Genomic DNA, 25,212 nt, shown 5'->3' on the forward strand with positions numbered 1-25,212 from the left:
CACAATTATTTGGTTCGGTCATTTCCTGTCGTCCCCGGCGATGCAGGCGCCCTCGGCAGAAATCCGCGGGAACGAGAACAAAAAAACAAGGCCGTCCCGCAGCCTTGCTCGGCTAAGCGGAACGGCCTCTTGGTGTCGGTCAGGCGGCTACGGCGCTCAGATGCGCGCGAAGCTCGTCGCCAGACAGCGTCTCTTCGCGGATCAAGATATCGAGCAGCTTCGCGAATGTCTCCATATGCGCGGACAACAGCTTCCGGGTGGCGTCCGTCAACGTGTCCAAAATGGCTCCGTTTTCCTTGGACCACTGCTCCGCCGTCAGCGCTTCGGGATGAATGATTCCAAGATCCGTCATCCCCGACTCGATCAGCGTCTTGACGATATTGGTCGCCTGGTCGAAGTCGCCGCGCGAGCCGGTGCTCCGGCCCCCGTAGTGCAGCTCTTCGGCGACCGCGCCGCCCAGCGCGATCTGGATCTGCGCCTCGAGATAGGTCTTCGTATACAAGTAGCTGTCCTTGCGCGGATGGTGACGGACATAACCGAGCGCCTGGCCGCGCGGCGTCAACGACACCTGCGCGACGCTGCCCGGCCGTACGCGCTCGGCGACGATGGCATGGCCGAGCTCGTGAAGCGCCACGCGCTCCCGCTCCTCGCTCGTCGTCTCGCGGTCCATCCGCTCGCCCATCATGACTTTGTCGATCGCCTGCGCCAGATGCGCCGGACGAAGAACCTCGCTCTCCTCGCGCATGGCGTAGATCGCGGCTTCGTTCATGACGCTCTCGAGCTGGGCGCCGGAGAAGCCGAACGTCTCCTCGGCGATCTTCGCCAGCGACACCTCTTCGGCCAGCGGCTTGTTCCTCGCATGCAGACGGAGAATATGCTCCCGTCCGTGCCGATCCGGCATGTCGACTTGGATGTGCCGGTCGAAGCGTCCGGGACGGGTGAGCGCGTTATCCAGCAGCTCCTTGCGGTTGGTCGCGGCGATGATCAGCACGCGGACCGACTCGTCGCCTTGAATGCCGTCCATCTCGGTCAGCAGCTGGTTCAGCGTCTGGTCGTACTCTTTGTTCTGGCTGCCGTCGCGTTTGCCGCCGATCGCATCGATCTCGTCGATGAAGATGATCGCGCTGTCGCGCTTCTGCTTGGCGGCCAGCGAACGCGCTTGGCGGAAGATATCGCGGATGCGGCCGGCGCCGACGCCGACGTACATCTCGACGAACTCGCTGCCCGACGCCGCTACGAATGCCGAATTCGTGTGCTTTGCCGCAGCCTTGGCCAGCAGCGTCTTGCCCGTTCCGGGAGGGCCCGTTAGGAGGATGCCCTTCAGCGGACGAATGCCGAGCTTGGCGATCCGCTCGCGCTGGACGAGAAAATCGAGCGCCTCGACGAGCTCACGCTTGGCCTGCTCCTGCCCGCCGATATCCTCGAACGTCAAGTATGCGGGCGGACGCGAAGGTCCCTTGCGCACCGCGCCGCCGAAAGCCATGCCGCTGCGCGACTTGGCCATGAACAGCAGGCCGGTGACGAGCCCCGCGGCGAGCAGCAGCGGTAGCGCGGGTACGCCTACGAAAATCATAAAGACGATAAACACCGGCACAAAGCCGATCGCGATCTCTTTGCCGTAGGATCTCCAATTACGCATTCGGCCACACCCCCAACTGTTCGCCCTGGCGAGGTAAAATCACGTACTTGGCGCTGCCGGAAAGACGAAGGCTGATATAAACGTTTTCCTCGTCGATGTCGGTCGAAACGGTAAGCCCCGGCGTCTGCGACTGGAGCTTGGCCATGGCATCGCGGATTTCGGTGTATTCCTTGCGGTCCATCGCTTGCGCGACGTCGAACAAAGCCGAACGCCAGATTTTCTCGAGCGCTTCATTATCCGAATTCTCAGCGACCAGCGTCAAGCTCTTCGAACCGATCGCGCGGGCGCCTTCTTCCTTGACCGTTCTATATACATTCGCCAAATCGGCAAAATCGCTGAGCTTCACCTTGATCGTAACGTTGTCCGCATTCATGTCCGAGCGGGCCGATTCGACGCCCGGCACCTTCGCTGCAGCGCGGTCGAGCGGCTGCTCCACGCCATAATGACGATAAGCAAACCAACCGCCGAACAACAGAGCCGCCGATACCAAGGCCGTCGTCGCTATAGGCAGGATTCGCAATTTCATTTAGGCATTGGCCTCCTTTAGTTTGATATAAAATGTGTTCCAGTCTTTGCTGCATCAACAATACATCAGCTAGTATATCATATTCTGATAGACTAAATATATATCCTCGCTTAAAAAGTTGTGTCAAATATTTGCGTGCGGGGTAAATGATAGGTTGCTTGCAAAAAAAAGACCCGCGCCGCAAGGGCGTGGGCCGAATCGATTACGTATGAAACCGAACTTTTGCGGGGCTAAAATTCTAGGAGACCAAATTATACGTCCTCAGCTCGCTGCCGTCCTTGAAGGAATAAAAGACGATCGCTTGCCTTTTCGTATCGGGATCGTCGATATAGCGAATCTCCCAGGCCGGCTGTCCCGAAAACCAACCGGGCAGCAAACGCGCGATCTTTTTTGCCCGGATGATCCGCATTGAACCGGCTTCGGATGCCGTCCTCGCCGTAGCCGTCCGCGACCTTCTCCTTGACCGCGCCGTCGTCGCGCAGCCACACGAACCAGTCGGTATCGGAGGCGTCCTTGCCCTCTACGACCCAGACCGAATCGTCCCATACATGCTTGGAAACGGCGTCGATCTCGGTCAGCCCCGCTTCCTGCTTCGCCCTCGAGACCGCGGCCCGCTCCTCGCCCCGGTATCCGGCATCCGCGTTTCGAATATAGACGACGAATACGACCGCGATAAAAACGAGAAAGCCGAGGGCGATCAGTGTCAAACGCCACCCCGTCCACGCCGATAGGCGCCTCCGTTCGGAGATGCGGCTCGGCGTCATCCCCGCAGCCTCTCGAAGCAGCGCTGCGCTTCGTAACGGATCCGTTCGACGTCGAGCGTCAGCAGCTCCCGGTCGCGCAATATGCGCCGGCCGTCGACCCATACGTGCGCGACGTCCGCACCGCTGGCCGAATAGACGAGATGGGAAATATAATCGGTACGCGGCATAAAGTGCGGCTTGTCGATCGAGACGGCGGTAATGTCGGCCTTAAAACCCGGACGAAGGCTGCCGGTGACGTCGCCGAGGCCGATCGAACGGGCGCCGTAGATTGTGCCCATGCGCAGCGCTTCGGCAGCCGGAACGGCCGTCGGATCGCCGGATACGCCTTTGTGGAGCAATGCCGCGAGCCGGATCTCTTCGAACAGGTCGAGATTGTTGTTGCTCGCCGCGCCGTCCGTGCCGAGTGAGACGGTCACGCCGGCGCGCAGCAGATCGGGCACTCTCGCGACGCCGCTGGCCAGCTTCAGATTGCTGACCGGATTATGGGACACGGCGACGTGGCGCTCGGCGAGCAGCGCGATCTCGTCGTCGTTCAGATGCACGGCATGCGCGACAAGCGACGGACGGGAAAAGAGGCCGAGCTTGTCCAGATGCTCGACGGGACGCGCGCCGTATTGCTTCACGTTCAACGCGACCTCGGCAGCGGTCTCGGACATATGCGTATGCAGCGGCAGATCCAGCTCGTGTGCGGCCGCTACGATGCGTTCGATGTAGTCGGGCGGGCACGTATACGGCGAATGCGGGGACATCATGACCTGGATGCGGCCGTTCTCCGCACCCTGCCAATTTTTGGCGAACTGGATCGCGTCGTTCAGCTTCGCGGTCTGGACGTCTGGCGGGCAAAGGCCGATGACGCCGCGCGTGAGCGTCGCCCGAAGTCCGGCTTGCGCGGCGACCTCGGCGACTTTGTCCATATGGTCGTACATGTCGACGAAGGTGGTCGTGCCGCTCAGAATCATCTCCGCCGCGGCAAGGGACGTCCCCCAGTAGACGTCCTCTCCCGTAAATTTACCTTCCATCGGCCACATATGGTTTTCAAGCCAATCCTGCAGAACGAGATCGTCCGCCAATCCGCGAAGCAGCGACATCGCCGCATGTCCGTGCGTGTTGATCAATCCCGGCATGAACAGCAGCCCGCTGCCGTTCACGATCTCCTCCGCCTGGTCGCGAAGCTCCGCCGGAGCGGCGCCCTCTCCCGACGCGGCGATATAGCCCTCCTCGACGTACAACCACCCTTCGAAAATTTGCCGTTCCGCGGACGGCTCCGCGAAAATTCCGTTCTCGATCAGCCAACGTTTCATTGTTCCGCTCCTTCTGCGTCGTCGGAGTTAACGGGGTCTTCCGCCGCGTCCGAATCCAAATCGTGATCCATATAATAAGCCAAGCTTAGCAGGTCGCTCGTAAAGTCCGCGTGATGAATGCGAATGCCTGCGGGAATTTTCAGCACCGTCGGCGCGAAATTCAGGATCGCGCGGATCCCCGCTTCGACGAAACGGTCCGCGACCTTCTGCGCTTCGCTGGCCGGCACGGTGATGATCCCGATCGAGATATCCTTGTCCTTCACCTCGTCCGGGAGCATCTGTATCGGATTCACGGTCAAATTGCCGATCGCCACGCCTTTTTTGGCCGGATCGTCGTCGAATACCGAGACGATCTTCATATTGTCCTTGAGATACATATTGTAGTTGCAAAGGGCTCGGCCCAGATTGCCCGCGCCCACGAGCGCCACGTGGATCGGACGGTCGAGGTTGAGAATATGGCGGATCTTCTCGATCAGGTACCCGACATTGTAGCCGACGCCCTTTCGTCCGAACTCGCCGAAGTAGGCGAGATCCTTGCGGATTTGGGCGGGATTCAGATCGAGCTTGTCTCCGAGATCCTGCGAGGACACGGTCTGCACGTCGCTGATGCTGAGTTCGTTCAAATAGCGCAGATAGATCGGAAGGCGCCTGACGACCGCCTCGGAAATTTTGATTTGCTTCAACTGGAGACTTCTCCTTCCCTCGCATCGGTTGCCTGCTTCGGCTTTTTCGCTCTGGTCCGTTTAACCTTGGCCGTTTCCGGTGCCGTTTCATGTGCCGTCTCCGCCGGAACGCCGGGTTCGCCGGACTGTACGGTTGCCGCCTGGCCGGCCTCCCCGGCGGGCGGACCGTCGGACGCTTCCGGGGGACGGCGCGGCGTCCGAGGGCGGTGGGACGTCCGGCGCGGACGCCGACGAAGGCGGACGCTCTGCGTCTGAAGCGGCTTCTGCGCTTGCCGCATGAGCCGGATGCAGCCATTCCCTGACGCGTGGCACCAAGCCCGCCAGCGGCAGATGCTCCATCTTGGGCCCGGGCAGCGAATATAAAAAGTATTTGCCGTAGCTCGTATCGATGACGCGCGTATCGTACAAGATGACGATGCCCTTGTCGGAAGCGGTCCGCACGAGTCTGCCGAAGCCCTGCTTGAACTTGATGACCGCTTGCGGCAGCGACAGTTTCATGAACGGGTTTTTGCGCTGCGCCGTAAGGCGCTCGCTCTTGGCCTCCGTCACCGGATGGTTCGGCGGCTGGAAAGGCAGCCGGACGATCGCGAGACAGGTCAGCGCGTCGCCCGGAAGGTCGACGCCTTCCCAGAAGCTGCTCGTGCCGAGCAGCACCGATCGCGGCTGCTCCATGAACTGGCTCGTGAGCCGGCTTCGGCTGCTGCCGTCCATCCCTTGCCCGAGCACTTGGATATCGGCCGGCGCTAGCGCGGATTTGAGCGGCTCGTACACGGTCTTCAGCATCTTGTGCGAAGTAAACAGCACGAGCATGCGGCCGTCGGTCTCGGTCGCCACCTCGGCCAGCGATGTCGTCAGCGCCTGCAAAAACGCGGCTTCGCCGTCCCTGCCTTTGATCGACGGAAAGTCCCGCGGAATGAGCAGCAGCGCTTGCTGCCGGTAGTTGAACGGCGAAGGGAGCTGCGCCGTGCGCAGTCTGCCCTGCTGTTCCGCTTCGTCGAGGCCGAGCTGCTCCTTGACGTATTGGAACGACTTGTCCACGGTCAGCGTGGCCGACGTGAGCACGACGCTTTCCTTTTGACCGAACAAGCCGTCTTTTAGCAATCCGCTCACGTCTGCCGGCACGATATACATCCATAGCGAGCGGCTCTTGTACTGCGTATGGCCTTCGATCCAGTAGACGCACTCCGCCTCCGACATCGAGACGAACGACTGCACGTCGCTACGGATGCCTGACAGCTCTTTGACGGACCCGTTCATGTCGGTCAGAAGGCTTTGCAGGGCAAGGTCTTCGCTTCGGTCGCGGATCTCCGCCAGCAGCTTCTCGAGCGGCCGCACGAGGTCGGAAAGCCGAAGCACCACATTGTCGCCGTCGACGCGAATCGACTCCCAATCCCGCGGCAGCGCGTCTGGCTTCAGCCGATAGCTGAGCCCGCCCGTCTCGTCCGCGGCCGCGCCGGATGCAAGCAGGCCGTACAGCCTGTCCGTCCATTGTTCCCACGATTCGCGAAGCTCCTGCACGCGCGGCAGCAGCTCCTCCAGCTTTTCCGACCACGTCCCGCTCGCGCTCTCCGCCGTCCCGGTCAGCTGCGAGATCAGGCTCGGGAGCTGTCCCGTCCTCGCGTCCTTGGCGAGCCTGGCCAGCGCGGAAGGCAGCGCACCGTACCCGATCCGTCGCCCGAGATGATTGCTCGCCACCTCTTCCATATGATGAGCCTCGTCGACGATGAGCCGGTCGTACGCAGGAAGGAGCCGGTGTTCCGCGCGCATGTCGGTGAATACCATGGCGTGGTTCGTAATGACGAGATCCGCCTTCAGCGCATCCTGGCGCGCGCGGTGGTAAAAGCATTTGCGAAACCAGGGACACTGACGGTTCAAGCAGGAGTCCGCGTCGCTCGCGACGGCATTCCACTCTTCCTTGGAGCGGCTGCCGAGATTGAGCTCCTCGGCTTCGCCGCGCTCCGTCTCCGACAGCCATACGGCGAGCTGTCCGCGCGCCACGGCTTCCTCGCGGGACAGCGCGAACGCCGGCGTCTGCATCTGCTGCTCGAACTTGCGCAGGCACATATAGTTGCTTCGCCCTTTGAATACCGCGGCCTTGAACGGTACGGGAAGCACGTCCTGCAGAAGCGGGAGGTCCCGCTGGCGAAGCTGCTCTTGCAGCTGGATCGTATGCGTCGTCACGACGATTTTTTTATTTTCTTTTAATCCATAATACAGGGAGGGCAGCAAGTAGCCGAGCGACTTGCCCGTACCCGTGCCGGCTTCGACCAGCAGATGGGAATCGCCGGCGAGCGCCTGATGCACCTCGTCGTACATGATGCGCTGTCCTTCTCTCGGCTCATAGCCCGGGAACAGCGCCTTCATGCGATCGGCGACGGTGTCGAGATACGTCTCGAAGGGCAAGTCGTTCAGCGAACGCTCCGCCTGCAGGCGCTGAGCCTCGCGGCCTTCGTCATCGTCCGTCCAGTCGGCGATGCGCATGGCGAACTGGCGATAGTATTGATAGCCTTCCGGCTCTTCGAACCATGTCGTATCCCGCTCCGCCCGAAGCGACGTCAGCAGCCAGCCGAGATCGCTGCGCTCTCCGTCGGTCAGCTCGCACAGCCGCTCGAGCGTCAGCGTCGGCAGCGCCCTGAGCCTGCCGATGCATGCCGTCAGCACCTCGGCCGTGGCGAGCGCGTCGCTGTCGGCTTGGTGAGGCCGGTCGTGCGCGATGCCGAGACCATGCGTAATCGCCGTCAGCCGGTACGAAGGCAAAAAGGGGAATACAAGCCTTGCGAGTTCGACCGTATCCAGCACCCTGCCGGAAAACGGCAAATAACCGCTCTTGTCCAGAGCGGCCTGCAAGAAGGCGGCGTCGAAGCCGGCGTTGTGCGCGACGAGCACCGCATCGTGAAGCAGCGGCACCATTTCGGCTACCGCGTCTTCAAGCGCGGGCGCATCGGCCACGTCCGCGTCCCCGATGCCCGTCAGCGTCGTAATAAAAGCCGGAATCGGACGGGACGGCCTCACGAGCGATTGATATACGGAAGACACCGTGCCCGTGTCGTCCACGACCGCGATGCCGATTTGTATGATTTCATCGTGCTGGGACGACGTTCCCGTCGTCTCAAAGTCGAGAACCGCGAATTTCATGAATGACTTCCTTTCTTGCACTTCGCCTTCGACGCGCCGCGAAGTACGCCGCGCGAGGCAGGCCTTAGCCTGGCATCAGCGCCGTCAGTTCGGCGCTGCCGAAGGAGAGCTGTACGCTGCCGGCATCGCAAAGACAGGCGTCCAAATTATGCTTCGCGTCCGCGAAGCCGGGGTCGAGCTCCATCGCCTTGCGGAAAAAATGCTGTGCCTGCGCCAAATTCGCTTGAACCGCCTGCACGCAGCCCATCGCATTGTAGGCGATCGCTCGAAGCTTGGGCTCGTCGGCCGTTCCCGCCACGAGCTGAAAGTGCCGGTGCGCTTCGACGAATTCGCCGAGATGCATCCGGCTCATCGCCAGATACAGTCGCGCAAGGGACCATTCCGCGTATCGGGCCAGCAGTTGTTCGAACTGGCAGGCGCATTCGCGGAACATATGGAGCTTGAAGTATCCCTGGCCTTTTACGAACGGAACGGGCCATTCGGCCGGCGGCACGGAGACCGCGGACTTGCCGCTCAAGCCCCCCCGCATCGCCCGCTTGGCGCCGCCGCCTGTAATCGCCCATTTTTTCCTCGAGCGCGAGCCATGACTCAATGATATCATCACTCATCGATTTTAACACGTTCCATTGCTCTTCCAGCGCCAACTTTTCATCCGGCGACGAATTCGGATAGCGTTCGATCATCTCGTCCAGCACGTCGTTCATGGCGGAGAAAAAAGGCTGAATCACGGAAGAAGGCCCCCAGTCGCAGATGAATTGTATTGCTCATTCTGCGTTTGCCGGAGGCCTTTCATACGCCTTAGACGACGGTCGAATGAGGCTCCTGCGCCATCATTTGAACGACGCGGTTGCCTTCGTCCAATATGGCGACCCGCGGCTTGTGTCGCTTCGCTTCTTCGTTTTCCATGTAGCCATAAGCGATAATGATTACCTTGTCTCCAGGCTGCACGAGCCTGGCCGCGGCGCCGTTCAGACAGATGACGCCGGAACCGCGCGGCCCCGGAATCGTATACGTCTCGAACCGGGCGCCGTTGTTGTTATTCACGATTTGCACCTTTTCGTCCGGCAAAATATCGACCAGATCCAGCAAATCTTGATCGATCGTGATGCTGCCGACGTAATTCAGGTTGGCTTCGGTCACCGTGGCTCGGTGAAGCTTGGACTTCATCATTTGTCTCATCATAATGGCTGCGCCTCCGGAAGGGAAATCAGAATATTGTCGATTAGGCGCGTGCGTCCGAACCGGACCGCCGCCGCGACGATGATCCGCCCGTCCGAAACGGACACCGGGGCGTCCGGAGCGGGCGGCTGAAGCGCGGGATAGGTTAGGGTCTCGACGTAGTCGATATCGGCGATCGGCGAAGACGAGATGCCTTCCCTCACCGCCGCAGTCAATTGCGCTGCATTCATGCCCGAATCGATCCAGGCCGGCACCTTGGCGAGCGTGCGGGAGATGACGAGCGCTTCGCGCCGTTCGTCGGCCGACAGGTATACGTTGCGCGAGCTCATGGCCAGTCCGTCCGCCTCTCGCACGATCGGGCACGGTACGATCTGGACCGGTTGATTAAGATCGGCGACCATGCGTTCGACGACGGCAACCTGCTGGGCGTCCTTCAGGCCGAAGTACGCGCGATCGGGCTGCACGATGTTGAACAGCTTGGTCACGACGATGCCGACGCCGTCGAAATGTCCCGGCCGGCTTGCTCCGCAAAGGCGTTCCGTGACGCCCGAAACGGTGATCTGCGTGGCCGCCGAGGTCGGGTACATCTCGGACACGCTGGGCATAAAGACGATATCCGCGCCGGCGCGCGCGGCTACGTCCAGGTCTCTGGCCTCGTCCCGCGGGTACCGCTCGAAGTCTTCGTTCGGACCGAACTGAAGCGGATTGACGAAAATGCTGAGCACCGTCAGTCCGTTGTCTTGGGCGGATCTGCCGATCAAGCTCGCATGGCCTTCGTGCAAAAAACCCATCGTCGGCACGAAGCCGACGGATGCGGTCGCGCCGGCCTCCGCCCGATAGGCGCGAATCGCAGCGCGAATTTCCGCGATCGTACGGACGACCGCTGGCGTCGAAGTTAGAGTTGCCGTCATTGGGATTCGCCTCCGTACAGTTTGGTGGCCGGCGTTTCTTTTTTGTTGCGCCTGCATCGGGAACGCATGGTTTTCTTCCGGGAATCGTCCGGTCTTGACTTCGTTCACGTATTGAGAAACGGCGCCGCGTATCGTCTCTCCAACGTCCGCGTAGGCCTTCACGAACCGTTTGTCGCGGATGCCCGAGCCGTAGCGGATAAGATCATGGTAAACGAGAACCTGCCCGTCGCAGCCCCGTCCGGCGCCGATGCCGATCGTCGGAATCGACAGCGCGCGCGATACGGCCGCAGCCGCGGGCTCGACGACCAGCTCGAGGACGACGGCCGCTGCGCCGGCTTGCTCGAGCGCCTTCGCGTCGGCCAGCAGCCGCGCGGCCTCCGCCTCGTCGCGGCCCTGCACCTTGTAGCCCCCGATCTGCAGCACGGATTGGGGAGTAAGCCCCAGATGGCCGATCACGGGTATGCCGGCGGATACGAGCAGCGCGACTTCTTCGGCGAGCTCCGCTCCGCCTTCGAGCTTCACCGCGTGAGCGCCGCCCTCCTGCATCAGCCGCGCGGCGTTGCGGAGGGTTTGTTCCTTGCTCCCGCGGTAGGTCGCGAACGGCATGTCCGTCACGATCATCGTACGGGGAGCGCCCCGAACGACCGCTCTCGTATGGTAGATCATATCCTCGAGCGTCACCGGCACGGTCGTCTCGTAGCCGAGCACGACGTTGCCGAGCGAGTCTCCGACGAGGAGAACGTCCACCCCGGCTTCCTCAGCCAGTCTTGCGGAAGGGTAATCATAGGCGGTCACCATGGCGATCGGCGAACCCTGGGCTTTCATCGATTTCATTTTTGGCGGCGTTAACGGTTGACTCATGTCGCTTGAGCTCCCTCCTGTGGGCGGCCAGCCATCCGAGCGCGCAAAAAAACCTTCGTTTGCCCATGAGCAAAGAAGGTGTCCATTCAGCAGGAACGCTTCACGTCCTTCTGTCTCGGTCCCTTGGGCTCAGAGCAGAATCCGCCGCGAATCATCACGGGTATTCGGTTCTTTTCGTTAAAGCTCGTCATTGGTTAGCATGTCTCTCAGTGCGGTTCGTCATGATACCGCCCGAGAGCTATATTATAACAGAGCATGCGAGGACCGTAAACGGCCCGATTCCTCCAATCGGCGCCGCTGACGACCGTTCTAGCCCTTGGCGTCCGGCAGCGGCGCCGCGTCGCCGATCTCCGCCGAATAGATCGTTCGGACGCCGCCGTCCGGCAGCTCGACGCGCAGTCCTCCGCTCTCGTCCAAGCCTCTCGGCACGCCTTCGAAAAATCCTTGTCCGGCGTTCAAAGCTACCGTGCGGTTCAACGTCACTGAATAGGTCTCCCAAAGGATCCGGATCGGCTCGAAGCCTCGCTCTTTGTAAACGGCATACAGCTGCTCGAATTCGAGCAGCACGGCGGCGATCAGCGCAGTGCGGTCGAACGCGCGCCCTGCCGCCATTTTCAGAGAAACCGCGCGCGCGAGCAGCTCCTCCGGATAATCGTCGGCATCCAGATTCACCGCGATGCCGAGTCCGACCGCAACATATCGCAAACGCTCGTCCTCGGTAGCCGACTCCAAAAGGATGCCGCTGATCTTGCGGCCGTCCACGAGCAGGTCGTTCGGCCATTTGATCCCGATCGGCAAGCCGGTCTCGCGGCCCAGGCTTCGGCACAGCGCGACTGCCGCGAGAAGCGTAAGCTGGGGCGCCAGCTGCAGCGGAACGTCCGGACGCATCAGCAGGCTCATCGACACGCCGCGTCCGGGCGGCGACACCCATGAGCGGCCCATGCGCCCCCGGCCGTTGTCCTGGCGTTCGGCGATGACGAGCGTTCCTTCGGGCGCACCCTCCTCGGCGAGCTTGCGCAGTACGTCCTGCGTAGAAGTAACGACCTCGCGAATATGCAGATGCCTGCCGAAAGCCGTCGTCCCGAGCTTGCTCTGGAGTTCTGCGGCATTCAGACGGGAAGGCCTTCCTGTCAGACGATAGCCTTTGCGAGGCACGGCTTCGATCGCGAAGCCCTCGGCCTCGAGCTTGCGTATTTGCTTCCAGACGGCGGTTCGGCTCACGCCAAGCAGACGGCTGATCTCCTCGCCGGACACGAACGCATCCCGCTTCCCTTCAAGCAGCGTCAACAGCTGCGATTGTTCCATGAATGCTCCCCTTCCTCTCCGGACTACGTCGACTGATCCTGAATCACGCCGAATCGTTTGGTTCGTTGCATACGCATCCTATAAAAATGCGCATTCCGATGTACGACGAGACGCAAAGACGACTTTAACGCTCCCTATGCTCCTGCAAAAAAAGCGGTGCGCAGCGAATTTGCATCATTGTTCAGCTCGCCCAGAGCTACTTGCTCGAGCAGGCCCCGCAGCGCGATCGCGATCCAGGGTCCCGGAGGCGAACCGGCGGCCTCCGCCAACTCGTCGCCCCTCAGCGCGAGGTCCGCGACCCGTACCGCGGGCAGCGCAGCCGTCCATCCGGCCGCGGCCGCCCGCAGCTCGCCTGGCACGCCGAACGCCGCGCGGACACCCGGCGAATCGAAAAGCGCTTGCCAGTCCGCCGCGGCGGCGGTCCCCCGATCAAGCACCCCGATCGTCCAGTTCCGACGCCACGCCTCCGGATCGGAGTCCTTGAACAAGCTCAAGTGCAGGCGAAGGAGATCGCCGATCCGCCTGATTCTTTTCCCCGCGAAGTGAAGCCGCTTCATGGCTTCCTCCGCTTCCTCCGGCGCCGCCGTGCCTGCGAGGAACAGCGCCGCCCAACGCAGATCGGCCTCCGCATGTTCGGGCAAATACCGCGAGAGCCCCTTGCGCAGCGTCGCCGACATCCCGATCGGCGCTTCATCGGCTCCGCCGGCCGCTCCTTCAATCTGCCTAAGACGCGCCAACCACGGCTCCGGCAGCGGCAGCTTGAACCGCTCCGGCAGCGAAGCGGCGAGGAGCAGCGCGACCGCGCGACCGGGATCGCCGGCGGCCATCATCTTGTCGAGCTCGGCGCCGATGCGCTCCATCGCGACGAGCCTAAGCTTGTCCCGGCAGGCTAGCACGCCTGCCCACGTCGGCGCGTCGACGGCGAAGCCGTAACGGGCCGCGAAGCGTACGCAGCGGACGATCCGCAGCGCGTCTTCGCCGAACCGCCGAGCCGGCTCGCCGACCGCCCTCAGCGTGCGCGCGCGCAGGTCGTCCATGCCGCCGAACGGATCGACGATCGCCCCGTCGGCGCCCGCCGCCATCGCGTTAATCGTAAAATCGCGTCGGGCGAGGTCTTCGCGAACGTCCCGTACGAAGAAAACGTCGTCAGGGCGTCTGCCGTCGCTGTAGCCGGCTTCCTGGCGAAACGTCGTCACTTCAAAAAAAAAGCCCGAACGGCGAACCGTCACGGTGCCGTGCTTCAGGCCCGTCGGCAGCGCATCCGGATACAAACGCAGTACTTCCTCGGGATCGGCCGACGTCGCGATATCGATATCGCTCGCTTCGATCCCGAGCAAGGCGTCGCGGACGCAGCCGCCGACGAAATAAGCCTCGCAGCCCGATCGGTTCAAGGCTTGAAGCACTTCAACTCCCGCTTCCCATTGCGCGCCTGCGTAAATCATCAAGGCGGAACCCTCCTTTATCGGCCGGGGTCCGCCTTCCGGCGAATCGCCGCCCCCTCGTCAGCGGGGTTCGCAGGCCGGCTCGGTGATGGGGGCCGGAATGCCCAGCACGTCATAATAGATTTTCTCGTATTGCGCGGTGATCAGATCGTTGCAAAATTGCGTGCGAGAGCGCATCAGGCACGCTTCCCTAAACTGCGCATACATTCCCTCGTCCGAAAGCAGCCGCACGGCATGCGCCGCCATCTCGGACGTATGCCCGATCGGGGCGAGAAAACCCGTCTCCCCGCTGACGACCAGCTCCGGAATGCCGCCGGCTGTGGAGCCGATCGTAGGCACCCCGCAGGCCATCGCCTCGAGCGCAACGAGACCGAAGCTTTCCTTTTCCGAAGGAAGAAGCAAGAGATCCGCGAGCGACAGCACCTCCGCGACATCGTCCTGCTTGCCCAGATAATGGACGCGATGTTCGAGGCCCATCGACCGGATTTTCGACTGGATCTTCGGCAGATCCGGTCCTTCGCCGACGAGCAGCAGCCTGGCGGGCAGCTCAGCGTGCACCTTCGCGAAGATGTCCACGACGTCCGAAGTCCGCTTGACGGGCCGGAAGTTGGAAATGTGCATGAGCACTTTTTCGTGCGGCTCCGCGAAATCCTTGCGCATGTCGGAAACTTCGCGCGGATAATATACGCGTTTGTCCACGAAATTGTACGTTAACTCGATCGGCGTCCGGATATCGAGCAGCTCCTGCGTCTCGCGGATCAGATCCCGGCTGACGGCCGTGACCGCGTCGCTGGCTCCAATGCCGAGGCGAATGATGTCCTTAAGCGTTTCGTCCTGCGCCAGCACCGTGATGTCAGTCCCGTGCAGCGTCGTGACGATTTTCAGCTTGCCGCCTGACATCTGCTTGGCCAGCAGCGCGCAAATCGCATGCGGCACCGCATAGTGGACGTGCAGCAGGTCGAGCTCCTGCAGCTTCGCGACCTGGTGCATTTTGCTGGCGAGCGACAGATCGTAAGGGGGGTATCGGAAAACGTAATAGTCCGACACTTCCACCTCGTGATAATAAATGTTGCGCTGAAACTTTCCGAGCCGAAAAGGCATGCTTTGCGTAATAAAATGAATCTCGTGTCCCTTCTCCGCGAGCAGCTTGCCGAGCTCGGTAGCCACGACGCCCGAGCCGCCCAGCGAAGGATAGCAAGTAATGCCGATCTTAAGCGGTCTGAACATTGGCGAGTCCCTTCTTCCCGAGCGTGAGCGACGGCCTGCCATGCAGGAATCCAAGCAGAAGATCCATGCAGGGGAACCGCCGGCGATCGTGATGTATGCCTATAGGCGTATTAAAATCCGTCCAGCTTCAGCGAACCTTTGGAAATGAAGCCTTCGGCGTAGGCGACGCGGTGAGGCGCGCCGAACAGCCGGTCGCGGGCGGCGACGTTGTCCAGGTAGCCCGTCGTGAGCGGCGTCGGCACCCAGTCCTTCGTCTCCTCCATCGGAGCGAACTGAGACCGGTAAGCGGACAGCGCGTCCATCTTGATCGGTTGGTACTCCGTAATATCGACGACCACCTGCGGCGCATGCATGTCGTTAATGAAATAGTAACAAAAAGCATCCGGCGTCCACGCGTCCCATTCGGGCCGATAGCGACGCAGCTTCGCGTTGAACGCCGCTTCTTCGGCAAGCCGGCTGCAAGCCGTATGATCGGGATGCCGGTCTTCGAAATAAGGCGCGAACACGACGCGGGGACGATGCCGGCGAATCACTTCGACCAGCTTGTCCACCTGTTCGGAGCCGGCCTTCAGTCCGCGGTCGGGCAGTCCGAGATTGCCCCGCACGGTCAATCCCAGCAGCTCGCTCGCCTTGGCTGCCTCCCGCTGGCGCGTATCGGGATCGCCGTTGGACGACATCTCGGCGAAGGTCAAATCATACAAGCCGACGCGCCGTCCCGCACGTGCAGCCTTGGCGATCGTGCCGCCCATCCCGATCTCGGCGTCGTCCGGATGTGCCGCGAATACGAGCAAGTCGAGCTGTACGGCGTCGTTCACGACTCGATACCGGGCTTGTACTTGTGTACGAGCTCCCGCCACGCGAAGTCCCCGCGCTCAAGACATTTGACCAGCAGCTCCGCCGTCGCGACATTGGTCGCTACCGGGATGCCCTGAACGTCGGACAGACGCAGCAGCGCGATGATGTCCGGCTCGTGCGGCTGAGCCATGAGCGGATCTCTAAGAAAAATAATGAAATCCATTTCGTTGGTCGCGACCATCGCCCCGATCTGCTGGTCGCCGCCAAGCGGTCCCGACGCGAACCGGTGTACCTGCAGCGACGTATTTTCCATGATACGCCCGCCGGTCGTGCCGGTCGCATACAGCTTGTGAGGCTTAAAAACATGTTCATAAGCGATGGCGAAGTTCACCATCTCGTCTTTTTTGCGATCGTGTGCGATCAGTGCGATATTCAGCATCGTTGAACCGCGTCTCCTCTCCCGGGAGCGGGATAATTAGGTGTGTATGTCCCTTTGCTTTGTCGAGCGGTCAGTCGAGCAAATGTTCGAAGCCGTACACCAGTCCGGTCACGTCCACGATTTTCTTGACGGCCGTCGCGACGCCGGGCATGTAACCCGCGCGGTCGTAGCTGTCGTGACGTATCTTGAGCGTCTGGCCGTGCCCGCCGAAGATGACCTCCTGCTGGGCGAAAACGCCCGGAAGACGCACGCTATGTATCCGGAAGCCGCCGAAATAACCGCCGCGGGCCCCCCTCGATGACTTCTTCCTCGTTCGGATTGCCCTGGCGCAGCTCGCGCCGCGACTCGGCGATCCGCTCCGCGGTCTTGATCGAGGTGCCGGACGGCGCGTCCAGCTTTTGGTCGCCGTGGTACTCGATAATCTCCACATGCGGCATATACTTGGCCGCTTCGGCGGCGAACTTCATCATCAACAAGGCGCCGATCGAAAAGTTCGGCGCGATCAGGCAGCCGATGCCGCGTTCGCGGCACTCGCGATCGATCTCGTCCATTTGCTCCTGCGTAAAACCCGTCGTCCCGACGACGGGTCTGACGCCGAGCTTGACCGCAGTCATCGTATTGGGCATCGCGGACTTCGGGTTCGTGAAGTCCACGAGCACGTCCGGTCGGCTGTCTCGAAGCGACCGCTCCAGATCGTCGGTCATAACGACGCCCGCATCGGGCAGGCCGACGAGCCGACCCGCATCCTCGCCGGACGCGGATCGGCCGATTGCGGCTACGAGCGTGAGCGTCGGATCCTCTAGCACCATTTTGACGACTTCGCGCCCCATTCTTCCCGCTGCGCCGGCTACGGCGACTTTGATTTGCTGCGACATCCGCGATCACCTGTTCCTTCGTCTGAGTATAATGGGTATAAATGAGCCGCCAGCGCCTCGCGCGCTCCATCTTCGTCTCCCGGAGCAGCCGGCCCGCTTCGATCATCATCGGGTTCATCTCCTTGGCGGTTCGCAGCGCTTCGATCGCCCGGTCGAGCTCGCCCGCGAGCCTGCACGCGATGCCAAGCAGCAAGTAAGCGCCAGCGTCGAGCGGATCGAGCTCGACCGCCTCCTGCAGCAGCTCGATGGCCGTATCCGGCTCAGGCTGCGGCTTCGCCAGCAGCGCCTTGGCCTGCCGGGCGAGCTGCCGTCCTTCGACCAGCCGAAGGTGCAGGCGATAGTCGGCCTCCCTCGGGTCAAGCCGCACGGCGCTGCGCGCGTAATCGAGCGCCAAGTCGACCTTCCCGCTCCGCGCGAGACTGATGGAGCCTTTATAATAGTAGGAAGCATTGTCCGGCTCCGCCTCCACTGCCTGCCGAAACCAATCGACCGCGGCTTCGAAGTCCGAGGCCAGGATGGCTTCGTAGGCGCGGCGCAAGCAAGTTTCCCCGTCCTTCACATGTACCATCCTCCTCGAATTGGGGATGATACAGCATATGTATCTACGGGGTATCCGTGTGCTTCTTCGTCCATCTGTCCGCGTCGCGCGTGCCGAACTTGTGCAGTACTCGTTCGATGGCCCGGGTGAGGTCGATCCCTTCCCGGTTAGCGAAGCACAGGACGATGAACAGGACGTCGCCAAGCTCCATCTCGATGGAATTGTCGGCCTCGTCCGCCTTTTTCGGCTTTTCGCCGTATTTGTGATTGACTTCCCGCGCCAGTTCGCCTGCTTCTTCGGTCAATCTGGCCAGCATCGCCAGCGGCGAGAAGTAACCTTCCTTGAACTGCGTAATATAGGCGTCGACGTCTCGCTGAATGTCTGACAGATGCCGCTCGGCGAGAACAAGGTCCGCGATTTTGGATTCAGCCACGTGTACGGTCCTTTCCATCGGTTTCTTCTTATGTTAGCTTAAGATGTCTGCAAAAATCAAATGAATTTCCGCATGGAGGTATTGCGCATGACTCGGCAAAAGCTGTGGGCTTCGGTCCGAACGTGGAGCATTTTGCTGCTCGGTACCGCGATTTACGGATTCGGGATCGTCTATTTTATCGTACCGAACCGGTTGATGGAGGGCGGGGTGACAGGGGTAGGCATTTTGCTGCTCTATGCGACGGGCCTGCCCGCTTCGCTTACGACGCTTATTCTCAACTTGCCTCTCTTCTGGCTCGGCTGGCGCAAGCTAGGTTTCCGGGCGATGGTGTATACATTCGGCGGAACGGTATCGTTGTCCGTATTTCTATGGCTCTGGCAAGCGATGGTCGATCACGGCTGGCTAACTCCATTTACGACGCAGCAGGACTTCATCCTCGTCGTTCTCTATGCCGGCGTGACGTTGGGCGCAGGACTCGGACTCGTCTTCTACTCCGGGGGCACGACAGGCGGGGTGGATATTATCGCGCGGATCGCGAACCGCCGAGGCGGAATCAGCATGGGCCAATTCATTTTGCTCATGGACGTCATCATCCTCGGCACCTCGCTCATCTTCATCCCCAAGGAAAAGGTGCTGTATACGCTCGTCAGCGTTTTTATTTCCGCGCGGGTCATCGATTTCGTACAGGAAGGCGCTTATGCCGCCAAAGCCTTCACGATCTTATGCCGGGAGCCCGAGAAGCTGGCCAAGCAAATTACGAGCGAGCTCGAGCGCGGCGTTACCCTCATGAACGCGGTAGGCGCTTATTCGGGCGAGGCCAGAATGGCCGTTTATTGCGTGGTCAGCCGATTCGAGGTTCGCAAATTAAAAAGCCTCGTCCGTCAGCACGACAGACAGGCTTTTATCGTCATCGCCGACGTGCACGACGTGCTCGGCGAAGGCTTCAGGGAAGAATAAGCTCATTCATTTTTTTCGCTGCTCGCCACGGTATTTGCGCCATCCTGAATACGTCAGCGCCGTGAGGATAAACGCGCCGATCGCGGAGAAAAATCCGGCCGGAGGCGCCGTTGCTAGCGGTCCGGAAGCTGGAGCCTCTGCAGCGGGCGGGTAAAGATCTTCGACCGCCGCCCCGATCTGCGGCGCGAGCTTGGCCGCCAGCGACGGGTCCGGCGAAGCTGCCGACAGGATCCGTCCCGCATAACGCAGGACGGCATCGGCGCGTTCCGCTTGATCCGCCCTTCCCGTGGCGACGACGGCCGCGCGAATGAGGCCGTAATGACCGTTTAGCGAAGCGAGCCGCTCCGCCGCATCGAGACTTGACCTGCCCTCCGCGGTAGAGATCGCGGTCCGTAGCGCAGCCGCATCCTCGCGCATCAATCTCCGATACTCCAGCCATAGCCCTTGCCCCTGCGGAGATACCGCGTCCGCCGCCAACCTGAGCGATGCCGAGGCACCATATACTTCTTTAGCGTCCGGAGAAAGCGCCGATACCGCCCGGCGCATCCTTTCCATAGCGGATCTGAGCGCCGCCGCGCTCTCCGGCGCAGGCAGGCTTTCCGCCGGAACCGCAAGCAGCGCTTCTTCCGCCTGCGTGACGTTTCGCAGCACGACGAGCGGGTCGCCGGCGCTGACGGATCTATATAAGGCCTCCGCCGTCAAGCGGAACGCATCGACCGGAGCCCGCGGAGCCGCCGCGCTTGGTGACGCTGCGGCTTGTCCGCCCAGCAAAGCTTCAAGCCACAAAATGAATAACGCGGCCACGATCGCGCGGCGCGACATGCGAATGCGAATACCGTTCGTCGACATGGACATCCCTCCACTAATAGCTATGAAGGGATGTCCGAGTTTAGACCTCGCTCCGTAACGCGCTCGTTCGTCTGACGCGTTGGTTCGCGAACGATACAAGCGCAGCTGCGCCGACGCTGAAGACGGTCAGCGCAAAGGTAAATATCGCGACGCCGAGCAGCCGATCGTCGAGCGACTGCGGCAGGCTCGGATAGACACCGAAGCTGTAATCGATGGTATCGTTAAGCAGCGTCCATGAGGCCGCAATCCCGACCGCGATCGTGCCGTATAAGAAAAATCTGCCGTACAGAACGGCGCATACCGCCATCGACAAGTGCGAAACGATCAGCATCCAATCCTGCCAAACGATCGGGCTCCCATAAGCGGCGCTAGCGAAGATGATCACGGTCGCCCATACGCCATATTTTATGGAAGTAACGACCGCAAGCGCTTCTACGACGCCTCTCATCCCCCTCGCAAGCTTGCTTTCGCCCTTGCCGAATGGCGATAGCCATAGCCATAAAGCAGCGAACGTGAAAAACAGCGACGCCGTCGGACTGTCGGGCACGAAAGGTATCTGCCATGCGGGATGGGTCTGCATCGTATCGACCAGCTGATTTTTATACCAATAGTAACCGTAAATCGTCCCGAATACATAAAAGATCATGAGCAGCGTCATAACCCCATTCTGCGTCAGAAATCGGCGCGACAACAATACGTTCGGATCCATCCATGCACCTCGGCCATCTCAAAAATCTGGAAAAGGGCCTGACCATGCCGGTCAGGCCCTTTGATCGTATGTCTTATTCGGTTGCGGCCTTTTGCTTCGCCAGCCAAGTCGCGACCTTGTCGATCTCTTCGTCGGACAGCGTGCCCTTAAAGGCAGGCATGCCATCTTTACCGTTGGTAACGATCTCTTTGATCTGATCGTGGTTCAGCGTATCGCCGATCCCCGCCAGCATCGGGCCGACCTGACCCTGAAGCTCGGTGCCGTGGCAGGCGATGCACTGCGCCTTCATCGTGACGGAGAACGCTTCGTCCTCCGGCGCGACCAGTGCCGGCACCTTCTCCTTGCCGTAGATGAAGCGGCCCTTGCCTTCGGCGATTTGCTCCTCGGACTTCATCTCCCGCTCGATATGCTCGGGAATCGTGCCGCTCGCTTCGAGCTCCTTCGTATAGTGATGCCACGATACCCAAGTCAGGTAGACGCTGGCGATCAACGTGACGAACATGAGCGCAGAGGCGATCGGCCGCCGATAGAAGCGGCGCTCCTTGCCCGTATCGAGGAACGGCGCGAGGAACAGGGCGCCGAACATGATCGCCGGGATGCCGATCGTACCGAGTACGATATAGTGTTCGGACGTGTACGGATACTTCAGCAGCTGATAGATGAAAAGGAAGTACCAGTCCGGCATCGGGATGAACGCGCCGTTAAGCGGGTTCGCCGGATAGCCGAGCGGTGCGGGCTCCGCGATCGTCAGCGTCAGGAAGCCTACGAGCACGACGACGCCCGCCATCCATTCCTTCAGCAGGAAGTTCGGAATGAACGCTTCGGACTTGCCGGGAAACGCCGTGTAGTCCGGCGGCGCCGGCTTGTCCGGGTGCGGCTTGCGAATGCGCGAGTCGCCTACGAATACGATCTTCTCGTTAGAATTGCCTTTACCATGTGCCAATGCTTGCCACTCCTCTCTCTTACAGCGGCCCGGAAATGCCCTGTTTGCGAATCATGAAGAAGTGTGCGGCAAGCAGCGTGAGCAGCACGCCGGGCAGGAAGAACACGTGAATCGCGAAGAATCGAGTCAGCGTCTGCGCGCCGACGATCGTGCCGCCGGCCAGCAACTCCTTGATATATCCGCCGATCCACGGGACCGAACCCGCAATCTCCATGCCTACCTTGGTTGCAAAGTATGCTTTGTTGTCCCACGGAAGCAGGTAACCGGTGAAGCCCAGTCCCAGCATGACGAAGAAAATGAGCATCCCCACGACCCAGTTCATCTCGCGCGGCGCCTTGTAGGAGCCGGTAAAGAAGACCCGAAGCGTATGTAGGAACATCATGACGATAACGAGGCTCGCGCCCCAGTGGTGCATGCCCCGGACGATCACGCCGAAGGCGACCTGGTGCTGCAGATAGTCGACGCTGTAATACGCGTTGATGATATCCGGCACGTAGTACATCGTAAGAAACATCCCCGAAAGGATCTGGATGACGGTAATAAAGAACGTCAGTCCGCCGAAGCAATATACGAACGCGGAGAAATGATGAGCCGGGTTAACGTGCTCAGGCACCTCGTGGTCCGCGATATCTCTCCACATCGGCGTAACATCGAGACGTTCGTCAATCCAGTTATACATGCCTTTAAACATGGACGAGACGCCCTCCTTCTATACCCGTGTGTTCGATTCCAGCGGTCCGAGATATACCCAGCCGTTTTCGACCTTGACTTGGTATTCGTCAAGCGGCTTCGGCGCCACCTTGAGATTTTTGCCGTCTTTCGTATATCTTGCACCGTGGCAAGGGCAGTGATACAGATTCGGCGCTTCTTCGCCGCTCCAGCTGATCGTGCAGCCCAAGTGCTTGCACACCGGGGACAGCGCGAAAATCTTGCCGTCGTCGCCCTTCGCTACGAAAGCTTGGAGCTTCGGGTCGCTCTCGTACCACCCGTCGACCTGGTGAACCTTGAAGTCGATGCTCTTCGGCTCCTTGGTCACGTCCTTCTCCTCGATTGCCTTAACGAAAGCGGTCTCAGCCTTCTTCTGCAAAAGCGGGTCTACAGCGAAGCGCAGCATCGGCAAGATTGCTCCGCCCGCCATGAATGCAGTGGCTCCGCCGAGCGTATAAGATAGAAATTGACGTCTTGTCATTTCATTGCGCTTGATCGGCTTATGCGAGGTTTCGTGCTGCTGATTGTGGTCCATTTTTTCTACCCCCTTTGCCCACCAAAATCGCGTCCGGTACGGACTTTCACCTTTTGTTCACAAGGACATACCTATAATATCCCACGTGTCAAAGAGCGTCAAGAATGCCCGTTCCCGATTTGGACACATCTCGGTTTTACGCGAACTAAAATGTTGTCATTTTGTCACATTTAACCGAGGGCCAACATGCTTTTGTTATGCCCCGTTCCCCCGATCCTATGCAGACCGGGGCGCGGGCTTGCCTCATCCCTGCGGCGAACGCTTCCACATATCCGACACGCTTCGCCGCAGCGCGTCCGCGTCCGGGACGCTCTCTTCGCCGGTCGGACCGGCGAAAAGATCCGCCGACGGCACGCGCGTCGCGTCCCAGCCGGGCTTCCCCGACACGACGACGACGAACTTGAAGCCGCCTGATTTGATCCTGTTACAAAGCGCGTCGAGCGAAGCTTCGTCGCCCGGACCTATGTAATGATTGGCCGGATAGGTGACCGTCCTGCCCTTGAACGCCGATTCGATCGGCGCGAGCCAATCTCCCGCCGCGCCGACGAGCTCGGCCGCGGACGGAGGCGTCTCGCCGCCGAGCAATCCCGTCACGGGCAGCAGCGCGGTGTCCAGATAGGGTTGAAGGTCGCCCCAGTTGTCTTCGTCAAACTCGCTGAATCTCATCGCTTCGACTTCCTTCCTTTCCGCATGCTTCCTCTATCCTACCCGATTCACACGCGCTTGCAAGCCATTTTTTGACTCATTTGCAGGCTAGCAAAAAAGCCCGCCCCGGCGCGCGGGCGAGCCTGCCTGATAAACGGGGCCTCTCCTAATGGAGGATGGCTTTGAGCTCTTCGGTCAACCGCAGGAACGATTCGGAATCTCCTTCTTCGAGCGCGTGGTCGATCTCGCCGTATAACTGCTCCTTGCGGTATTTGCGCAGCGCCTCGTCAAGCGTCATCTCGGCCGCGAGGCCGAGCATCGTCTCGTATGCGATTCTAATGTCCATGGGTTGCCCTCCTGATCGTTCGCGTGGCATCCGGCGTTTAACCGTGCCTCGCGCTTATTTGGCGGCCTAAGCCGCGACGTGATTGCCGGACCTTCGCTTCCGTCCCATAGCCTGCTCCTTCAAGGCCTCGCACGACTCGCGCAGGAATCCCCTTCGCTTTAAACGGCTCCGTACGACCAGGGCAGCGAATCCTCGAATCCGATCTCGCTTCCGGCGACGAGTACGACGCCCTGCGGCGTCATCGTTACGACCGCTTCCCCTTCTGCCGTCTCTCCGAGCCTCAACAGACCCAGGTGAAGCATCATCGCCAGGGTACGTTGCTCGAACACGTTTTTTTCCGTATCGTAGTAGTAGGGCTTCACAAGCGGCAGCAGCGTGGCGCCAAGCGAAGCGACGGTCACCCACGAATGTCTGGATAGCCGCATGACCCACTGCGCCAGCGCCTGCAGATTCTGTACGGGCAGCTTGTAGAGTCTCAGCCAGAACCGGTACAAATCCGCGGGATCGCAAGACGAATTGCCGTCGGTCATCTCCCGCCCCCGTTCCGAGAGCCTTAGCTCGCCGTCCTCTTCAAGAAGCAAGCCAGAATAGTAAGCATAGTCGTAGAGCAAGGAGAAGCGTTCCGGATATTCCTTGAAGCGCCGGCCGTATCCGAAGCGGAAAGCGGTCTTCGCAGGCACCTGCTCCAACACCGAAAACGTGTCCAGCAGCTGCTGGAGCTGCCTCTTATAGAGGTATCCCTCCGCGGTCAGTGGCGTATCGTGGTCTCTGACGAACTTGAGCATTCGGACAAGGTCCCCGGCCATCATGCCACGCTCGTCGCGGTACGCCGGCGGTTCGTCGCGAAGCGCGATGCCCCCGCGAAACTGGTCTTCGATTGCGTCGCACAGCTTTTTCTTCACATCCTCCGGCACATGGAACAAATACCGCGTCTGCTGCGTGATGCCGCCGAACAGCCAGCCGTAGCGCTTGAACCTCGCGATCGCGCTTCTTCGTTCGTCGGCCGGACTTTTCGGTTCCTCTGGCTGCTTTGCTTTTTTCCGGCCGCCCGAAGCCGTGCGATTAGCGGCTGGGCCGCTGCCTTTGCCGGCACCGTTCGTTTGGGTCGCGCCGATCGGTGCCTGCTGCTTGGCATCGGCCGCCTGCGGAAGTGCCGGATCTGCCGCGAGCGCGGCTCTTGCCGTCAAGTCCTCGAGACTGTAGGCCGCCCGCTTTTCGAAAAGAAGGGAGTTCAAAAACCGGAGATCGCCGAGGCTCATCTCTTCGACGCGCCGCGCCAGCACTTCGCGCCGCTGCACGGCGCTCAAGATCGATTGGATCAGCTCGTTTTTGGAATGGCTGCTGCATTCGCATTGATAGACTTCCGCGATGCCGGACAACTGCGCGATGTCCGCATAGCTGAGCATGTCCGCCAGATTCATCGGGATCCCTCCTAAAACCGCTGATAGGAGCAGTATCGTCGCGATG

25 protein-coding genes and 3 pseudogenes are annotated in these 25,212 nt (G+C 60.8%); 2 read left to right on the plus strand and 26 right to left on the minus strand.

Annotated features, from left to right (window positions below; genetic code table 11):
* Window positions 1–139 precede the first annotated feature (139 nt).
* The 16 genes and pseudogenes from OMP38_RS01255 to dapB form a co-directional block, all read right to left on the minus strand.
* Window positions 140–1,639, minus strand: coding sequence for an AAA family ATPase (locus OMP38_RS01255; RefSeq protein WP_277563550.1), 1,500 nt, complete (start codon window positions 1,637–1,639; stop codon window positions 140–142).
* The gene (locus tag OMP38_RS01260) at window positions 1,632–2,165 is read right to left on the minus strand and encodes a hypothetical protein (protein WP_277563551.1); all 534 of its coding nucleotides are present in this window, start codon (window positions 2,163–2,165) and stop codon (window positions 1,632–1,634) included. The genes OMP38_RS01255 and OMP38_RS01260 overlap by 8 nt, the downstream gene beginning before the upstream one ends.
* A gap of 251 nt (window positions 2,166–2,416) precedes the next feature.
* Window positions 2,417–2,929 carry a cell wall elongation regulator TseB-like domain-containing protein gene (locus OMP38_RS01265; protein WP_277563552.1) on the minus strand — a complete coding sequence of 171 codons (513 nt, stop codon included), beginning with the start codon at window positions 2,927–2,929 and terminating at the stop codon, window positions 2,417–2,419.
* Window positions 2,926–4,230, minus strand: coding sequence for an amidohydrolase (locus tag OMP38_RS01270; RefSeq protein WP_277563553.1), 1,305 nt, complete (start codon window positions 4,228–4,230; stop codon window positions 2,926–2,928). The genes OMP38_RS01265 and OMP38_RS01270 overlap by 4 nt, the downstream gene beginning before the upstream one ends.
* Window positions 4,227–4,913 (minus strand): redox-sensing transcriptional repressor Rex, encoded by a 687-nt coding sequence (locus OMP38_RS01275; RefSeq protein ID WP_277563554.1) that lies wholly within the window; start codon window positions 4,911–4,913, stop codon window positions 4,227–4,229. The genes OMP38_RS01270 and OMP38_RS01275 overlap by 4 nt, the downstream gene beginning before the upstream one ends.
* A gap of 87 nt (window positions 4,914–5,000) precedes the next feature.
* The gene (gene dinG / locus OMP38_RS01280) at window positions 5,001–8,048 is read right to left on the minus strand and encodes an ATP-dependent DNA helicase DinG (RefSeq protein ID WP_277563555.1); all 3,048 of its coding nucleotides are present in this window, start codon (window positions 8,046–8,048) and stop codon (window positions 5,001–5,003) included.
* 64 nt (window positions 8,049–8,112) lie between these two features.
* Window positions 8,113–8,640, minus strand: coding sequence for a hypothetical protein (locus OMP38_RS01285; protein ID WP_277563556.1), 528 nt, complete (start codon window positions 8,638–8,640; stop codon window positions 8,113–8,115).
* A gap of 206 nt (window positions 8,641–8,846) precedes the next feature.
* Window positions 8,847–9,230 carry an aspartate 1-decarboxylase gene (panD, locus tag OMP38_RS01290; RefSeq protein ID WP_277563557.1) on the minus strand — a complete coding sequence of 128 codons (384 nt, stop codon included), beginning with the start codon at window positions 9,228–9,230 and terminating at the stop codon, window positions 8,847–8,849.
* Window positions 9,227–10,138: a pantoate--beta-alanine ligase gene (gene panC, locus OMP38_RS01295; protein WP_277565131.1), complete on the minus strand. Its 912-nt coding sequence runs from the start codon at window positions 10,136–10,138 to the stop codon at window positions 9,227–9,229. The genes panD and panC overlap by 4 nt, the downstream gene beginning before the upstream one ends.
* Before the next feature lie 60 nt (window positions 10,139–10,198).
* Window positions 10,199–10,999, minus strand: a pseudogene (panB, locus tag OMP38_RS01300) (3-methyl-2-oxobutanoate hydroxymethyltransferase); the annotation flags it as partial.
* Between the two features lie 309 nt (window positions 11,000–11,308).
* The gene (locus tag OMP38_RS01305; RefSeq protein WP_277563558.1) at window positions 11,309–12,304 is read right to left on the minus strand and encodes a biotin--[acetyl-CoA-carboxylase] ligase; all 996 of its coding nucleotides are present in this window, start codon (window positions 12,302–12,304) and stop codon (window positions 11,309–11,311) included.
* Window positions 12,305–12,438: 134 nt separating this feature from the next.
* Window positions 12,439–13,746, minus strand: a complete 1,308-nt coding sequence (locus tag OMP38_RS01310; RefSeq protein WP_277565132.1) for a CCA tRNA nucleotidyltransferase — start codon at window positions 13,744–13,746, stop codon at window positions 12,439–12,441.
* A gap of 60 nt (window positions 13,747–13,806) precedes the next feature.
* Window positions 13,807–14,973 carry an N-acetyl-alpha-D-glucosaminyl L-malate synthase BshA gene (gene bshA, locus OMP38_RS01315; protein WP_277563559.1) on the minus strand — a complete coding sequence of 389 codons (1,167 nt, stop codon included), beginning with the start codon at window positions 14,971–14,973 and terminating at the stop codon, window positions 13,807–13,809.
* A gap of 110 nt (window positions 14,974–15,083) precedes the next feature.
* The gene (gene bshB1, locus OMP38_RS01320) at window positions 15,084–15,788 is read right to left on the minus strand and encodes a bacillithiol biosynthesis deacetylase BshB1 (RefSeq protein ID WP_277563560.1); all 705 of its coding nucleotides are present in this window, start codon (window positions 15,786–15,788) and stop codon (window positions 15,084–15,086) included.
* The gene (locus OMP38_RS01325; protein ID WP_090112765.1) at window positions 15,785–16,207 is read right to left on the minus strand and encodes a methylglyoxal synthase; all 423 of its coding nucleotides are present in this window, start codon (window positions 16,205–16,207) and stop codon (window positions 15,785–15,787) included. Before OMP38_RS01325 ends, bshB1 begins: the two co-directional genes overlap by 4 nt.
* Window positions 16,208–16,277: 70 nt before the next feature.
* Window positions 16,278–17,082: pseudogene (dapB, locus tag OMP38_RS01330) on the minus strand (4-hydroxy-tetrahydrodipicolinate reductase).
* Between the two features lie 41 nt (window positions 17,083–17,123).
* On the opposite strand from dapB, the gene OMP38_RS01335 reads away from it, so the two are divergent.
* Window positions 17,124–17,279 (plus strand): hypothetical protein, encoded by a 156-nt coding sequence (locus tag OMP38_RS01335; RefSeq protein WP_277563561.1) that lies wholly within the window; start codon window positions 17,124–17,126, stop codon window positions 17,277–17,279.
* Here the strand turns inward: OMP38_RS01335 and OMP38_RS35445 are convergent.
* Together OMP38_RS35445 and OMP38_RS01340 are read right to left on the minus strand one after the other, a co-directional pair.
* Window positions 17,249–17,650 (minus strand): annotated as a pseudogene (locus OMP38_RS35445) (tetratricopeptide repeat protein); the annotation flags it as partial. The gene OMP38_RS01335 and the pseudogene OMP38_RS35445 sit on opposite strands and share 31 nt — an antisense overlap.
* Window positions 17,651–17,684: 34 nt before the next feature.
* Window positions 17,685–18,053, minus strand: coding sequence for a nucleotide pyrophosphohydrolase (locus OMP38_RS01340; protein ID WP_277563562.1), 369 nt, complete (start codon window positions 18,051–18,053; stop codon window positions 17,685–17,687).
* Between the two features lie 87 nt (window positions 18,054–18,140).
* Here OMP38_RS01340 and OMP38_RS01345 point away from each other — a divergent pair, with 87 nt between their 5' ends.
* Window positions 18,141–19,010, plus strand: coding sequence for a YitT family protein (locus OMP38_RS01345; RefSeq protein ID WP_277563563.1), 870 nt, complete (start codon window positions 18,141–18,143; stop codon window positions 19,008–19,010).
* 6 nt (window positions 19,011–19,016) lie between these two features.
* Here the strand turns inward: OMP38_RS01345 and OMP38_RS01350 are convergent, their stop codons facing one another.
* The 8 genes from OMP38_RS01350 to OMP38_RS01385 form a co-directional block, all read right to left on the minus strand.
* Window positions 19,017–19,859, minus strand: coding sequence for a sporulation protein YpjB (locus OMP38_RS01350; protein WP_277563564.1), 843 nt, complete (start codon window positions 19,857–19,859; stop codon window positions 19,017–19,019).
* A gap of 40 nt (window positions 19,860–19,899) precedes the next feature.
* Window positions 19,900–20,568 carry a DUF1405 domain-containing protein gene (locus tag OMP38_RS01355; RefSeq protein ID WP_277563565.1) on the minus strand — a complete coding sequence of 223 codons (669 nt, stop codon included), beginning with the start codon at window positions 20,566–20,568 and terminating at the stop codon, window positions 19,900–19,902.
* Window positions 20,569–20,641: 73 nt separating this feature from the next.
* Window positions 20,642–21,511 (minus strand): menaquinol-cytochrome c reductase cytochrome b/c subunit, encoded by an 870-nt coding sequence (locus tag OMP38_RS01360; RefSeq protein WP_277563566.1) that lies wholly within the window; start codon window positions 21,509–21,511, stop codon window positions 20,642–20,644.
* Window positions 21,512–21,530: 19 nt separating this feature from the next.
* Window positions 21,531–22,202, minus strand: coding sequence for a menaquinol-cytochrome c reductase cytochrome b subunit (gene qcrB / locus OMP38_RS01365; protein WP_090112781.1), 672 nt, complete (start codon window positions 22,200–22,202; stop codon window positions 21,531–21,533).
* An 18-nt stretch (window positions 22,203–22,220) separates the two neighbouring features.
* Window positions 22,221–22,754 (minus strand): Rieske (2Fe-2S) protein, encoded by a 534-nt coding sequence (locus OMP38_RS01370; RefSeq protein ID WP_277563567.1) that lies wholly within the window; start codon window positions 22,752–22,754, stop codon window positions 22,221–22,223.
* Window positions 22,755–22,997: 243 nt separating this feature from the next.
* Window positions 22,998–23,420 carry a DUF2487 family protein gene (locus tag OMP38_RS01375; protein WP_277563568.1) on the minus strand — a complete coding sequence of 141 codons (423 nt, stop codon included), beginning with the start codon at window positions 23,418–23,420 and terminating at the stop codon, window positions 22,998–23,000.
* Between the two features lie 145 nt (window positions 23,421–23,565).
* A complete protein-coding gene (locus tag OMP38_RS01380; RefSeq protein ID WP_090112787.1) occupies window positions 23,566–23,745 on the minus strand; it encodes an IDEAL domain-containing protein in 180 nt (59 codons plus the stop codon).
* Window positions 23,746–23,903: 158 nt separating this feature from the next.
* Window positions 23,904–25,166: a hypothetical protein gene (locus OMP38_RS01385; protein ID WP_277563569.1), complete on the minus strand. Its 1,263-nt coding sequence runs from the start codon at window positions 25,164–25,166 to the stop codon at window positions 23,904–23,906.
* Between the last annotated feature and the right edge of the window lie 46 nt (window positions 25,167–25,212).

Source organism: Cohnella ginsengisoli, assembly GCF_029525555.1.
Classification (GTDB): domain Bacteria; phylum Bacillota; class Bacilli; order Paenibacillales; family Paenibacillaceae; genus Cohnella; species Cohnella ginsengisoli.

Excerpts from the sequence above, each read along its gene's own strand:
- panD (WP_277563557.1), bottom strand. The coding sequence starts at position 9,230 with ATGATGAGACAAATGATGAAGTCCAAGCTTCACCGAGCCACGGTGACC.
- OMP38_RS01380 (WP_090112787.1), bottom strand. The coding sequence starts at position 23,745 with ATGGACATTAGAATCGCATACGAGACGATGCTCGGCCTCGCGGCCGAG.
- OMP38_RS01345 (WP_277563563.1), top strand. The coding sequence starts at position 18,141 with ATGACTCGGCAAAAGCTGTGGGCTTCGGTCCGAACGTGGAGCATTTTG.
- OMP38_RS01305 (WP_277563558.1), bottom strand. The coding sequence starts at position 12,304 with ATGGAACAATCGCAGCTGTTGACGCTGCTTGAAGGGAAGCGGGATGCG.
- OMP38_RS01325 (WP_090112765.1), bottom strand. The coding sequence starts at position 16,207 with ATGCTGAATATCGCACTGATCGCACACGATCGCAAAAAAGACGAGATG.
- OMP38_RS01255 (WP_277563550.1), bottom strand. The coding sequence starts at position 1,639 with ATGCGTAATTGGAGATCCTACGGCAAAGAGATCGCGATCGGCTTTGTG.
- OMP38_RS01335 (WP_277563561.1), top strand. The coding sequence starts at position 17,124 with ATGAGCCGCCAGCGCCTCGCGCGCTCCATCTTCGTCTCCCGGAGCAGC.
- panC (WP_277565131.1), bottom strand. The coding sequence starts at position 10,138 with ATGACGGCAACTCTAACTTCGACGCCAGCGGTCGTCCGTACGATCGCG.
- qcrB (WP_090112781.1), bottom strand. The coding sequence starts at position 22,202 with ATGTTTAAAGGCATGTATAACTGGATTGACGAACGTCTCGATGTTACG.
- OMP38_RS01270 (WP_277563553.1), bottom strand. The coding sequence starts at position 4,230 with ATGAAACGTTGGCTGATCGAGAACGGAATTTTCGCGGAGCCGTCCGCG.
- OMP38_RS01310 (WP_277565132.1), bottom strand. The coding sequence starts at position 13,746 with ATGATTTACGCAGGCGCGCAATGGGAAGCGGGAGTTGAAGTGCTTCAA.
- OMP38_RS01265 (WP_277563552.1), bottom strand. The coding sequence starts at position 2,929 with ATGACGCCGAGCCGCATCTCCGAACGGAGGCGCCTATCGGCGTGGACG.
- OMP38_RS01350 (WP_277563564.1), bottom strand. The coding sequence starts at position 19,859 with ATGTCGACGAACGGTATTCGCATTCGCATGTCGCGCCGCGCGATCGTG.
- OMP38_RS01375 (WP_277563568.1), bottom strand. The coding sequence starts at position 23,420 with ATGAGATTCAGCGAGTTTGACGAAGACAACTGGGGCGACCTTCAACCC.
- bshA (WP_277563559.1), bottom strand. The coding sequence starts at position 14,973 with ATGTTCAGACCGCTTAAGATCGGCATTACTTGCTATCCTTCGCTGGGC.
- OMP38_RS01370 (WP_277563567.1), bottom strand. The coding sequence starts at position 22,754 with ATGGACCACAATCAGCAGCACGAAACCTCGCATAAGCCGATCAAGCGC.
- OMP38_RS01260 (WP_277563551.1), bottom strand. The coding sequence starts at position 2,165 with ATGAAATTGCGAATCCTGCCTATAGCGACGACGGCCTTGGTATCGGCG.
- OMP38_RS01385 (WP_277563569.1), bottom strand. The coding sequence starts at position 25,166 with ATGAATCTGGCGGACATGCTCAGCTATGCGGACATCGCGCAGTTGTCC.
- OMP38_RS01355 (WP_277563565.1), bottom strand. The coding sequence starts at position 20,568 with ATGGATCCGAACGTATTGTTGTCGCGCCGATTTCTGACGCAGAATGGG.
- dinG (WP_277563555.1), bottom strand. The coding sequence starts at position 8,048 with ATGAAATTCGCGGTTCTCGACTTTGAGACGACGGGAACGTCGTCCCAG.